The 12,394-nt window shown below is 60.9% G+C and carries 14 protein-coding genes and 1 pseudogene; 5 read left to right on the top strand and 10 right to left on the bottom strand.

Annotation, left to right across the window (positions count from 1 at the left end; translation table 11 throughout):
- The first annotated feature begins 20 nt into the window (after positions 1-20).
- Positions 21-488 (top strand): TIGR02444 family protein, encoded by a 468-nt coding sequence (locus OSC50_RS25645; RefSeq protein WP_266247419.1) that lies wholly within the window; start codon positions 21-23, stop codon positions 486-488.
- Here OSC50_RS25645 and OSC50_RS25640 read toward each other — a convergent pair.
- Positions 485-1,579, bottom strand: coding sequence for an AlgP family protein (locus OSC50_RS25640; protein WP_266247420.1), 1,095 nt, complete (start codon positions 1,577-1,579; stop codon positions 485-487). The genes OSC50_RS25645 and OSC50_RS25640 overlap by 4 nt on opposite strands.
- A gap of 192 nt (positions 1,580-1,771) precedes the next feature.
- Here OSC50_RS25640 and OSC50_RS25635 point away from each other — a divergent pair, with 192 nt between their 5' ends.
- Positions 1,772-2,449 (top strand): FKBP-type peptidyl-prolyl cis-trans isomerase, encoded by a 678-nt coding sequence (locus OSC50_RS25635; protein ID WP_266247421.1) that lies wholly within the window; start codon positions 1,772-1,774, stop codon positions 2,447-2,449.
- Between the two features lie 52 nt (positions 2,450-2,501).
- Here OSC50_RS25635 and rsd read toward each other — a convergent pair whose 3' ends face one another.
- The 8 genes and pseudogenes from rsd to OSC50_RS26340 all read right to left on the bottom strand — a co-directional run.
- A complete protein-coding gene (gene rsd / locus OSC50_RS25630; protein ID WP_181076342.1) occupies positions 2,502-2,960 on the bottom strand; it encodes a sigma D regulator in 459 nt (152 codons plus the stop codon).
- A gap of 201 nt (positions 2,961-3,161) precedes the next feature.
- The gene (locus OSC50_RS25625) at positions 3,162-3,683 is read right to left on the bottom strand and encodes a disulfide bond formation protein B (protein ID WP_181076340.1); all 522 of its coding nucleotides are present in this window, start codon (positions 3,681-3,683) and stop codon (positions 3,162-3,164) included.
- A 236-nt stretch (positions 3,684-3,919) separates the two neighbouring features.
- Positions 3,920-5,161, bottom strand: coding sequence for a heme biosynthesis protein HemY (locus OSC50_RS25620; protein WP_266247423.1), 1,242 nt, complete (start codon positions 5,159-5,161; stop codon positions 3,920-3,922).
- Positions 5,162-5,166: 5 nt separating this feature from the next.
- Positions 5,167-6,279 carry a uroporphyrinogen-III C-methyltransferase gene (locus OSC50_RS25615; protein WP_181076337.1) on the bottom strand — a complete coding sequence of 371 codons (1,113 nt, stop codon included), beginning with the start codon at positions 6,277-6,279 and terminating at the stop codon, positions 5,167-5,169.
- Between the two features lie 41 nt (positions 6,280-6,320).
- Positions 6,321-7,070, bottom strand: a complete 750-nt coding sequence (locus OSC50_RS25610) for a uroporphyrinogen-III synthase (RefSeq protein WP_266247424.1) — start codon at positions 7,068-7,070, stop codon at positions 6,321-6,323.
- Complete coding sequence (gene hemC, locus OSC50_RS25605; RefSeq protein ID WP_181076334.1) at positions 7,067-8,008, bottom strand: hydroxymethylbilane synthase; 942 nt, start codon at positions 8,006-8,008, stop codon at positions 7,067-7,069. Before hemC ends, OSC50_RS25610 begins: the two co-directional genes overlap by 4 nt.
- A gap of 138 nt (positions 8,009-8,146) precedes the next feature.
- Complete coding sequence (locus OSC50_RS25600) at positions 8,147-8,893, bottom strand: LytR/AlgR family response regulator transcription factor (RefSeq protein ID WP_181076332.1); 747 nt, start codon at positions 8,891-8,893, stop codon at positions 8,147-8,149.
- Positions 8,890-9,006 (bottom strand): annotated as a pseudogene (locus OSC50_RS26340) (sensor histidine kinase); the annotation flags it as partial. The gene OSC50_RS25600 and the pseudogene OSC50_RS26340, both read right to left, overlap by 4 nt.
- A gap of 393 nt (positions 9,007-9,399) precedes the next feature.
- Between OSC50_RS26340 and argH the strand changes: the two are divergent.
- Entirely contained in the window at positions 9,400-10,794 is a 1,395-nt protein-coding gene (gene argH / locus OSC50_RS25595) for an argininosuccinate lyase (RefSeq protein WP_266247425.1), read from the top strand.
- Between the two features lie 36 nt (positions 10,795-10,830).
- Here the strand turns inward: argH and OSC50_RS25590 are convergent, their stop codons facing one another.
- The gene (locus OSC50_RS25590; RefSeq protein ID WP_266247426.1) at positions 10,831-11,490 is read right to left on the bottom strand and encodes a glutathione S-transferase family protein; all 660 of its coding nucleotides are present in this window, start codon (positions 11,488-11,490) and stop codon (positions 10,831-10,833) included.
- A 127-nt stretch (positions 11,491-11,617) separates the two neighbouring features.
- On the opposite strand from OSC50_RS25590, the gene OSC50_RS25585 reads away from it, so the two are divergent.
- The gene (locus tag OSC50_RS25585) at positions 11,618-11,902 is read left to right on the top strand and encodes a hypothetical protein (protein WP_253509773.1); all 285 of its coding nucleotides are present in this window, start codon (positions 11,618-11,620) and stop codon (positions 11,900-11,902) included.
- A gap of 96 nt (positions 11,903-11,998) precedes the next feature.
- The gene (locus OSC50_RS25580) at positions 11,999-12,253 is read left to right on the top strand and encodes a TIGR02647 family protein (protein WP_181076327.1); all 255 of its coding nucleotides are present in this window, start codon (positions 11,999-12,001) and stop codon (positions 12,251-12,253) included.
- Positions 12,254-12,394 lie beyond the last annotated feature (141 nt).

Raw genomic sequence — 12,394 nt, 5'->3', positions numbered from 1 at the left:
CCGCTGGCTTGGGTGTGACTATGTGCGCTGACCTGTGGAGCTTTGCTCTTTCGATGTATGCCCGCCCGGGCATAGAAGCCGCCTGCCTGCGCCTTCAGGCGCAAGGGGCGGACGTGTGCCTGATGCTCTGCGGCGCATGGCTGGAACAACGCGGCGTTATCCCGACCGCCGAGCGATTACAGGCGCTCAGGCAAATTGCCGGCCCTTGGCAGACGCAGGTGATCGAGCCGTTACGCCAGTTGCGTGTGCAATGGCGAACGAACGCGCAGCAGGACAAGCCGTTGGCTGCCTTACGGGAACGGATCAAGTCGATGGAGTTGGAGGCCGAACGGCACTTGTTGATGCGTCTCGAAGAGTTGATCGAAACATGGTCATCTGGCGAGCGGGCAGATCAACAGCACTGGCTGGAAAGACTGGCGGCTGAGGATGCCGCCAACCTTGACCACGACGCGCTGCAGCAGCTGCGCGTCGCGGCCACCGGCACTTAAGAGGCGCTGGTTGGGGCAGCGGTTGGCGTCGCCGATGCAGGGGTGCTGCTGGCCGGTGCGGTTGCAGCGGTGGATGCTGCCGGGGTCGCTGCTGGAGTAGCGGGCTTGGCCGGCGAAGGCTTTGCAGCGGCCGGTTTGGCGGCAGCGGGTTTAGCCGTTGGCTTGGCTGCTGGCTTGACGGCAGTCGTTTTAGCCGCAGGCTTGGCAGCCGGTTTAGCGGCAGCGGTTTTAGCTGCTGGCTTGGCTGCTGGTTTAGCGGCAGCGGTTTTGGCTGCTGGCCTGGCTGCTGGTTTAGCGGCAACGGTTTTGGCTGCAGGCTTGGCTGCTGGTTTAGCGGCAGCGGTTTTGGCTGCAGGCTTGGCTGCTGGTTTAGCGGCAACGGTTTTGGCTGCTGGCTTGGCTGCTGGTTTAGCGACAGCGGTTTTAGCTGCAGGCTTGGCTGCTGGTTTAGCGGCAACGGTTTTGGCTGCAGGCTTGGCTGCTGGTTTAGCGGCAACGGTTTTGGCTGCAGGCTTGGCTGCTGGTTTAGCGGCAGCGGTTTTAGCTGCAGGCTTGACTGCTGGTTTAGCGGCAGCGGTTTTAGCTGCTGGCTTGGCTGCTGGTTTAGCGGCAGCGGTTTTGGCTGCAGGCTTGGCGGTTGGTTTGGCCGATGGCTTTTTAGCGGTGCTTGCTGCAACAGCTTTCACGGGGGTACGAGCACCCAACGCCTTAGCCACTGCTTCTTTCACACGACCAACGCCCTGCGCCAGCTTCAAGCTTTCCTGAGCATCTTTTTTCAGTTGGGAAATGTAGGCACGGGTTTCGGCCTGGCGATCCTTGAGGGCGTCCAGCAGGTCCTCAAGTTCTTTGACGGCGTCTTTGGCCTTGGCTTGTGCCTTGGCTTTGCCGGCAGTGGCGGCATCTTGCAATTTGGTACGGGATTTGTGCAGCTTTTCTTGCGCCTTACCGCGTTGTTTCTCCAGCTTGGCGAGCAGTTTTTCTGCATCAGCCAACGCTTGGGAACATGCGCTTTCCAGATGTTCGAGCAAGCTGCCCGAGAGTTGTTGGAGTAAGTGCAACGGGGTATTAACAGGCTTCTGTTTGGCCGACATGGTTTACCTCCTGGCTGACGTGGGTGCGGCTCATACTAGCCCTCTGCTCTTACCGCCGCTAGCGCATGTTGACAGTATCGATAGCCTTGCGTTGCACCGTACGAAAATTCTTATTGGGATGACGAAAATACCCAGCACTTTTTACCTTTCCACACTGGCATAATCCGTCGCACTTTCGGCTGGAGGATGCCCATGTTGCGCTACCTTTTTCTTGTGCTTGGCCTGGCGATTCCAGTGGCCGGTGCGAGCGAATCATCGCCGTCCAAGACCAACGACCAGGATCGGCACGACCTCGCCTACAGCGTGGGTGCCAGCCTCGGCGAACGCCTGCGTCAGGAGGTTCCCGACCTGCAGATACAAGCCCTGATCGACGGCCTCCAGCAGGCCTATCAAGGCAAGCCACTGGCGCTGGACGCTGCACGCATCGAGCAGATCCTGGCGCAGCACGAGGCGCAGATCGAAGCCGCTGCCCAGATCCCCCAAAGCGAAAAGGCATTGGCCGCCGAGCAACAATTCCTCGCCAAGGAAAAAGCCTCAAAAGGCGTTCGTGAATTAGCGGATGGAATCCTGCTCACCGAACTCACGCCCGGCACGGGCAACACGCCGTCGGCCAATAGTCAGGTTCAAGTGAAATACGTCGGCCAACTGCCCGATGGAACAGTCTTCGACAAGAGCAACCAACCACAGTGGTTTCGCCTGGACAGTGTGATCAACGGCTGGAGCAGCGCGTTGCAACAAATGCCGGTGGGCGCGAAATGGCGCCTGGTGATTCCATCGGCCCAGGCGTACGGCGCCGACGGTGCCGGCGAGTTGATCCCGCCTTATACGCCACTGGTTTTCGAGATCGAACTGCTGGGTACGCGTTCCTGAATCCAAAAAAAAACGGTGCGACCCGCGCACCGTTTTTATCGCATCCCCCAGGTCAGGCCTGGGCGACGGTTTGTTCCTTGTGCGCGTTGTGCAGCACTTCGATCAGGCAGTCTTCCAGCTCGAAGCGCTCGTGAAGCAGCGCACCCAATTCTTTGAATTTTTCAGCGACGCATTTGCCTTGATCACAGAGTTCGGTAAACGTCAGCAACATCTCGGTAATCACATCGATACGCGGGTAAAGGGTCTTTGCGAAATCCAGGCCACGCCGGTCATCGAACGCTTCGGCCTCTTTGGTGAGTTGGGTGTAAATGCTCAAATGCCCAGCCGATACGTAATCCACCAGTACAACGCAGAAGTCCTGCAACGGTTCGCGCTTCTCGGCCAACGCCTCGGGCTCGGCACCCAGCGCATCGAAAGCCCGAATCAGTTCATGGCGTGCCTTCAACCAGCTGTCGATCAGCTTGTGCACCCCACCCCAGCGTTCCCGAGCATTCTTGCAACGTTCCAACATGATGATCTCTCTTCCCTAATAGGGGGCGCTGCCGCCTGATGCCCGCGCTCTTCAAGGATAAGCGGGGGCGGAACAAGGCTGACAACCGGTTTGAATAACGCGTGCGGGCCAGATTATGCCCGCACGACTGTGGCTTCAAGGTACGCAGGACAGAAAGTTCATACAAGTGTTTAATCCCCTCCTACAAACCACCGCCGGGTTTTAATGCCTCGCAGGGTGCAGGCCTCGCCTGAGCAGCAGCCGTGAAAACTGCATGATGCCCAGGATCAGCATTCCCACGAAAAACAGCAGGCTCCACTCAGGGAGGCTCAAATCAAACAGCGTCCAGCTGATTTCCATGCAGTCAACGGTACCTTTGACCGCCAGCTGCAGCGCCTGCCACCACGAAATATCTTCGAGCATGTGGCTGGCGTTCGGCCAACAATTGGCGGCCTGCCCAGGTGCGGAATTTTGCAGCAAGACCTGGCGCACGGCGGTGGCCGCCCCCAGTAATGCACAGCCCATGCTCGCCACGCCGTACACGTAGATGATGGGACGCCTGGGGTTATGGAGCGCGGCCACCAGATTGACCAACGTGAACGCCGCTAGAAATACGCGCTGCATTTGGCACAGAAAACACGGGCGCAGCGAGGCTCCGAATTCGAGGTAATAGGAAGCGCCCAACGTCAGCGTACCCGCCATGAACGCCAGAAAAAACAAGGAACGTGAAGGGGCCAAAGACATGCTTTATCCGCATCGCGAAAGACAGGTGGCTACGGTAGAGGAAAGGCCTGACTCCTTTCAATACGCGACAGATCAGCCGATTCCGTGAGCGCTTAAGGAGATCCCGCCAGAACCTGGAAGACTTTAAGCCACTGTGTGTAGGAGGCTGCCGCCAGCAACGCCTGGCCGAGTTTTGACCTCCTAGAAAGGGCTGACGCTCAGACGCGTCTGAGGCAGCCCTCGGCTCTGTTCCTACATCAAACTCGCGCGGGAACTGGCAAGGGGGACGCCAGCAGACGGCTATCCAGCAAGCCCAGGCCTTCCTGGAACAGTTGGTTGCTGCGCTCGGTATCCCCCAGTTGCGCCAACAAGCGTGCCAGTTCGGCGCAGGCCTCGGGGTTGCGCTGCACCTGCAGGCTGCGTTCGAGGTAGTCGCGCGCCTTGCCCCACAAGCTGTTCTGCAGACACAAGCGACCCAAGGTCAGCAGCAGGCTGGCGTCGCCTGGATGCTCCTTGAGCCGGCCTTCGGCAAACTTCAACTGCCGCGCCGGGTCACTGCCACGCAGGAGGCCATACAGTCGCATCAGGTGGCTGTTGTAGTCGCGTTTGATCGCTGCGCGCAGGGCCTCCTCGGCCTTGGCGTCTGCGCCCAACTGGCGCAACTGTTCGGCATAGGCCAGCACCAACTGCGGTTCCTGGCGCTGGGCGGAGGTGAGTTGTTGCCAGGCGCGCTCCAGCGACTGCAACCCCGCCTCGCCCTGCTCTTCGCGCTGGGCAGCCAGGCTCAGGTTCTCACCCCATGCGCGACGTTCCAATTCGGCCAGTTCAGCGGCGGGTAACACCTTGTCCTTACGCAGTTCCGGCAGCAGCCGGATCACTGAGGACCAGTCGCCACGCTGCTGATGCAAGCGCTGCAATTGGCGCAGGAGTTGCGCGTTATGCGGGTGGCGCTCATGCATCGCCTGCAGGGTGACCAGGGCCCCGTCCGTGTCGCCACGGTCCAGTTGCAGTTGGGCGTGGCTCAAGGCGACCGCCAGCTCAGCCTGGGGCTGGCGCTCAAGGGCCCGCTCGAGCAAACCGTCGGCCTCTTCGTAGCGCCCCTGCTCGTTGGCCGCACGCGCGGCGCCGAGATAGTAGAGCAGCGGTTGGCGCTCAGCTTCGGCAGCCCGATGCAAATGGCGTTCAGCGCTGGCCCAACGTCCCTCGGCGAGGTCCATCTGGCCCTGCTCGATAGCAATCTGCACACGACGGCTGCGGTTACGCCGCGACCAGGGGTTGACCACACCGCTCGACGTGGTGACCAGGCTCAGCGCCACGCGGATCAGATAGATTGCCAGGGCGATGCCACATACCGCGATCAGGGTCGCCCAAAGGCTCGACTCGTAATGCAACACATGGGGGTAGGTAATCAGCACGTAGCCGGTATGTTTCGAGATGCCCACGGCCAGCGCAAGGGCGATGGCAATCGCCAGCACCAGGATCACATAGAAACGCTTCATCGGCTCTACTCCTGGGTCGCCGGCTTGGCAGCCGCCTTGGCTTCATCGGCGGACAAGTGACGACGATCAAGATACGCCTGCACAGCCGCCAAGCTGGCGGCCAGATCGGGCGTCACCACCGAAACGGCTTTAGGCTCAAGCTCGGCAATACGCGCCAGCATCGCTTTGCTCTGGGGATTATCCTGATTGAAGTTGTCCTGCAGCACACTGCGCGCTTCTGCGAGCGAGCGACTGTACACCGCCGACTCGCCATTGAGCGCAGCCCATTGTGCTTGCTCAAGAGCCAGACTCAAGGCCAGGCGAACCTGGTTCAAGCCTTGGCCGGCGAGCAGCGGACGAATGTTGTCGTCCGGGTTGAAATCGATACGGAAGTAGCGGGAAATCTGCTCCCACCATTCGCTCCAACGGCTTTGTGTGTCAGTGGTCGGCCGCCCATCGCTGGAAGGCTCGGTCAACTGATACTCCGGCGCAATCGCCGCCAGCTGCACCACTTGGTCGCGCAGGGCGGCCAATTGCAGGTAAAGCCCGGTGCGATCCGGTTGTTCGGTACTGCGCAGCGCCACCAGGCTCTTGGCCAATTGCTCACGCGCGGCGTACGCACCTGGGTCGCTTTGCTCGCGAAGAATCTCGTCGGCGCCCTGCACCAGCGCCAGGGCGCTGTTGATGTCCTGTAACGCCGACAGACGCAGGCTCGCCAGGCGGATCAAGTGCTCGGCCTCGGCCAGGCGCCAGTCCTGACGACTGGCGCCCAGCACGGTCTCCAGCCGCTGGCTCAAGTGTTGTTGATCGGCCTGCAACTGCGTCACCAGGCGACGGCGCTCTTCCAGCTCGTCCGCAGCTGGCAACTGGGCCAGACGCGCGGCCAGTTGCTGCTGGTTCTGCTTGAGGGACTGGGATTGGTCGTCCAGGGCCTGCACCTGACCGGTCTGCTGCTGGCCGCTGGCTTGCAGGGCACGGACCTGCCAGATGCCCCAACCGCCGGCTGCCACCCCGGCAACGCCGAGCAGCAAGGCGACGACTGCCAGGCCATTGCCACGGCGCGGCGCGGTGACCGTTGACTCGACCGGCGCTTGAAGTGCGGGTTGAGCTTCATCTTTAGGCAAGGCTGTTTCGCTCACGTATCCGTCCTTTGCGTATCAGAGAGTGGGGCGGGATCTTTTTATAAGACAATGCCGCGTAACGCCACTAACAACGCCGCAGCGCTCGCGCCGCGACAATCCACAACTTTTTCTGCGCCGGCAGCCTGCGCCATCTGCTGGACTCGCGGGCTGGGTACGAACAATGGCAGTTGTGCCACCTGTGGCCAATCGGCACCGGCCAGGGCTTGCAGATGCAAAAAACCCTGCCCACTGCTGACCACCACGCCGTTCAAGCGTTCCAACTGGATGCGCCGCGTCAGTTCACCGACGTCGTACTCAGGCAGGAGCCGCCGGTACAACTCCAGATAATCGACACTAACACCTCTGGCGCGCAACTGTTGCGCCAGCAACTCGCGACCGCCCTCACCCCGCACGATCAGCACTCGCGCATCGGGGCGAGCAATCGCCTCGCGCAACGCCGGCAGTTGCAGCAAAGCCTCGCTGTCGTCGCCGGTTTGCGGGTAATCAACCCTGTAGCCACGCGCGGCCAACACCTGCGCGGTGGCCGCGCCGACACTGAACCACTGCACCTGAGGCCATTGCCTGTCCAGGTATTGCAAGGCCAGGCGCGCGGCCGGCTTGCTGACCACGATTACCGCGCAGTAACGGCCCAGATCACGAAGTACCGCCTGCCGTTCCGGGCTGACAGGCAGCGGCTCGATGTCCAGCAAAGGCAGGCTGCTGCTGTAGATCCCGACGGCGGATAACGCCGCCGCCAGCGCCACCGATTCCTCGGCGGGCCGCGTCAGCAGCAAGCGCCAGCCGATCACTGCGGCCCGGCCTCGCCATAGACTTTTTGCAGGATGGCGCCGGCGCCCTTGGCCAGCAGTTCTTCAGCCACCTGGACCCCCAGTGCCGTCGCATCGCGTTGCGGACCACGCACCTCGGCGGTCAGCAACGTGCCGCCGTCGGGGTCGCCCACCAGGCCACGCAGCCACAGGTTATCGCCTTCGAGCACCGCGTAGCAGGCAATCGGCACCTGGCAGCCGCCATTGAGGTGCTTGTTCAGGGCACGCTCGGCCGTGACGCGCACTTCAGTGTCGTAGTGATCCAGAGGCTTGAGAAGCGCGTGAATTTCGCTGTCCGCGCTGCGGCACTCAATGCCCACTGCGCCCTGCCCACCCGCTGGCAGGCTGTCTTCGACACTGATGGCCGAAGTGATGCGGTCCTCGAAACCGAGACGGATCAAACCGGCGGCGGCGAGGATGATGGCGTCATATTCACCGCTGTCCAGCTTGGCCAGGCGGGTGTTGACGTTTCCGCGCAGAAAGCGGATCTGCAGGTCGGGGCGGCGGGTCAGCAGCTGAGCCTGGCGTCGCAGGCTCGACGTGCCGACGATGCTGCCCAAAGGGAGGTCATCCAGCGATGCGTAGTTATTGGAAACGAAGGCATCGCGCGGGTCTTCGCGCTCGCAGATGCAGAACAGGCCCAAGCCTTCAGGGAAGTCCATCGGCACGTCTTTCATCGAATGCACGGCGATGTCGGCTTCGTTCTCCAGCAGCGCGGTTTCCAGCTCCTTGACGAACAAGCCCTTGCCGCCGATCTTCGACAGCGGTGAGTCGAGCAGCTTGTCGCCACGACTGACCATGGGCACCAGGGACACCTTGAGGCCCGGATGGGCAAGCTCCAGGCGTGCTTTGACGTATTCGGCCTGCCATAGGGCCAAGGCGCTTTTACGGGTGGCGATGCGGATTTCGCGAGAGGACATGAATCAATCCGTACTGAATAGATACGGCAGATAATAACAGCTCAGGCAAATACGCCTTGATTTGAATCAGCAAGTGCGGGGCCTCCCTGGCCTCGTCGCACCGGGATAAGGAATGCAAATTGCGCCACAGCCCTCGAACTAAAGCTGCTGCATCATCTTGCGTACGCCGGCGACATGCCGTCGGCTGACGATCAAGGCATCGCCATTGAGCCCTTTGAGGAACAACTGGAAGTGCCCCAATGGCGTGCGTTGCAGGCGTTCGATACGCTCTCTGGCCACCAGTGCATTGCGGTGGATCCGCACGAAGCGGTCGCCGAACTCATCTTCCAGGGCCTTGAGCGGCTCGTCGAGCAAGACTTCTCCCGCTTCGTGACGCAAGGTCACGTACTTGTGGTCGGCAATGAAGTACACCACTTGATTCAGGGGAATCAACTCGATGCCCTTGCGGGTACGCGCACTGATATGACTGCGGGGGCCGTTGCCACTTTGGGCGGCAGGCTGGGTCAAGGCGGCGAGCTGGGCGCGGCTGGGGCGCTCGGCCTTTTTCAGGGCCTTGAGCAGCGCTTCGGCCGTCACCGGTTTAGTCACGAAACTCACACCGCTGTCTTCCAGCGTCTGCGCGGGAAACTCTTCCTGGGCCGCACACAGCACCACGGCCGGCGGTGATTCGCGTTCACTCAGGCGGGCGGCAACCTGCAGACCATCCAGGCCCGGCATGCGGATATCGAGCAGCAGTACATCCGGCTTGAGGCTGTCGATCAGCGTCAACGCTTCCTCACCGCTGGTGGCGCTCGGTTCTAGGACTGTATAACCCTCGAGCTCACCGACCAGACGGCTCAGTCGGTCGCGGGCTTGGGGTTCGTCATCAACGATCAGGACATTCATATTGCGCTGGATTCCTGCGTGAGTCTCGCACATGGATAACGTAGACAGGTGCGGTGACTTGCGTCACAGCGATCCACGCTAAGACTAGTGCGAGCGGCAAAAAGTGCCCCGACGGTGGCACCCATATTTACCCGGATCTGTTCAAGAGTGCCCAAGACCTGCAGCCTTCGGGCATCGTCGTAGGGTTTGCTGATACACAATCCGAATACCCCCCTTGTTTAATGGTTAGTCTGGGCTCTGACCGCAATAGCCGACTTTGGTGCATTCATACACTCTCAGTCCAACTGTAGACGCTCGCCGAGGCGACATTGCTCAATCGTCAAATATCGTTTCAATAAGCGTCTTTCTCCAGTCTCGTCCCGGACGTGATCGGCGGCAAGGCACTTAGCCATCCTTTGTACAAATAAAAATGCCGACGACCCTCGCCACCGCCTCCGCGAGCAACCCTGTTATGATCGGCGTCACACGTCCATGCCTTTTACTTACAGCAAATCACGAGCGAATCCATGAGCACCGACAAGACCAACCAGTCCTGGGGCGGCCGCTTCAGTGAACCCGTCGACGCCTTCGTCGCGCGCTTCACCGCCTCCGTCACCTTCGACCAGCGCCTGTACCGCCACGACATCATGGGCTCCATCGCCCACGCCACGATGCTGGCCAAAGTCGGCGTGCTGACCGACGCCGAGCGCGACAGTATCATCGACGGTCTGACCACCATCCGCGGTGAGATTGAAGCCGGCACCTTCGACTGGCGCGTCGACCTGGAAGACGTGCACATGAATATCGAGGCGCGCCTCACCGACCGCATCGGTGTGACCGGCAAGAAGTTGCACACCGGGCGCAGCCGTAACGACCAGGTGGCCACCGATATCCGCCTGTGGCTGCGCGATGAAATCGACCTGATCCTGGCCGAGATCACCCGCCTGCAAAAAGGTTTGCTGGAGCAGGCCGAGCGCGAATCGGACACCATCATGCCCGGCTTCACCCACCTGCAGACTGCGCAACCCGTGACATTCGGCCACCATCTGCTGGCCTGGTTCGAAATGCTCAGCCGCGACTATGAGCGCCTGGTGGACTGCCGCAAGCGCGCCAATCGCATGCCCCTGGGCAGCGCCGCGCTGGCCGGTACGACTTACCCGATCGACCGTGAGTACACCGCGCAATTGCTGGGCTTCGATGCCGTGGGCGGCAACTCTCTGGATGGCGTGTCGGACCGCGACTTCGCCATCGAATTCTGCGCCGCCGCCAGCATCGCGATGATGCACCTGTCGCGCTTCTCCGAAGAGCTGGTGCTGTGGACCAGCGCGCAACTCCAATTCATCGACCTGCCGGACCGCTTCTGCACCGGTAGCTCGATCATGCCGCAAAAGAAAAACCCCGACGTGCCTGAGCTGGTGCGTGGCAAGAGCGGCCGTGTATTCGGCGCACTGATGGGCCTGCTGACCCTGATGAAAGGCCAGCCATTGGCCTACAACAAGGACAACCAGGAAGACAAGGAACCGCTGTTCGACGCCGCCGACACGCTGCGCGACTCGTTGCGCGCGTTTGCCGACATGATCCCTGCGATCAAGCCCAAGCACGCCATGATGCGCGAAGCCGCCCTGCGCGGGTTCTCCACCGCGACTGACCTGGCGGACTACCTGGTGCGCCGTGGCCTGCCGTTCCGCGACTGCCACGAAATCGTCGGCCACGCCGTGAAATACGGCGTGGACACTGGTAAAGACCTGGCGGAAATGAGCCTGGAAGAACTACGCCAGTTCAGCGACCAGATCGAGCAGGACGTGTTTGCCGTGCTGACCCTGGAAGGTTCGGTCAACGCCCGTAACCATGTGGGCGGCACGGCGCCGGCACAGGTGAAGGCAGCCGTCGTGCGCGGCCAGGCACTGCTCGCCAGTCGCTAAGACATATGGGAGGGGTTTTGCCCCTCCCATACTTGATTACTTTTTGGCCGCAACCATCGCCATGAACCCCGGCATCGCGGCCTGCCTGTCAGCCTCTACCTTCCGGGCGTTAGGCATGTCATTCAGACGTTCCAGCAATGCCTTGGCAGCCGGCAGCTGCGCCAGCAGGTCCAGGCCAAACAATTTATCCCCCACCCCGCAGGCCAGGTTCAGGCTGTACATAAAGTACAGATCCGCGATCGTGAAGCTGTCTCCCGCCACATACGGCGCAAACTTGCCGTGCCTTCCCAGCGAAGCGATGCCCAGCAGCAATTCCGCCCTGGATTTTTCCTTGATCGCCTCCGGCACTTGCATGCCAAAAAATGCCTCGCCAAAACACGCCCGCGCAGGCAACTCGATGTACAGTTCGATCTCCCTGCACAACGCCAGCACCTGGGCGCGCTGGAACGGGTCGGCCGGGAGCAGCGACGGCCCTTCCTGGGTTTGTTCGATATATTCCAGAATCACGCTGGTTTCATTGATAAACCCCTGCTTCACACCCAATACCGGCACCTTGCCGCGCGGGCTGACGGCCAGAACGTCAGGGGTCTGCCCGGCATAAAACGGCACTTCTTCAAAGGGCAGGCCCTTCTCCAGCAGCGCCAGTTTCACCATGTTGTAGTAGTTGCTGACCGAAAATCCGTAAAGCTTGAGCATCGCAAAGCCTCCAGGCCGTGTGCGGGGTTGGCTGCAAGCGTTATAGACGCCGCCGGGCCATCTGACCAGCAGCATCACCTGGCTGAATGGGGGTAGACTGGCGCCCTTTCCTTGAAGGAGTCCCGCCATGAGCGAGCCCACCGATATCGATAGCGACGAAGAAACATTCACCGAAAATACGTTGATCGAAGCGATCGAAAACCAGATCGAAAACGACAACCCGCCTGCCGCCAAGGCCACGTTCAACAAGTTGACGCTGGTGGGTTACGAGCGCGAGGAGATTCTGAATCTGATGGCTCATGTGCTGGCGTTCGAAATCGACGCCATGTTGGATGAGGACCGCGCGTTCGATACCCAATGGTATGAAACAGCGCTGCGCGCACTGCCCGATCTGCCGCCTGAAAAGGATTAATCCCGACACGCAGCAACGCTGCTGGACAGTTCGGCAAAGTGCGTTCACCTTATGGTCTGCTAGCCTCTAATAAATTTTAGAAAGTCTGGAGTCCTTATGTCGTATACCCCTGAGTTGGTTGCCGAACTGGAAATCCTTGTACTCTTCCCCTTGGACAGCACCCAGGAAGGCCTGAAAGTCCATCAGACCGCCGCTCCCGCTGCCATCGCCGCGGCCAAGCGCCTCCACGCGAAAGGGCTGATCGATCAAGCGGATGGAGGCTACCTGACCAGCCTTGGCCGAGACGCTGCAGAGCAGGCCCAAACCCTGCTGACCATCCTCACCACCGCCAGCACTAAAGAAGCAGCCTGAGAGCGTACGCCGCCCATGGAGTCCGCTTCCTGCGGATTCCGAGGGCCGCATTATGGAGCGTCTCGATTTTTAACCTCGAAAGCCATTTCCCTCTAAACCTCCTACGTTTCTGGCTGTAAACTCCTACACGGCCGCCCATGC

This window comes from Pseudomonas quebecensis (assembly GCF_026410085.1).
GTDB classification, from domain to species: domain Bacteria; phylum Pseudomonadota; class Gammaproteobacteria; order Pseudomonadales; family Pseudomonadaceae; genus Aquipseudomonas; species Aquipseudomonas quebecensis.
This window is presented reverse-complemented; position numbering and strand designations above follow the sequence as displayed.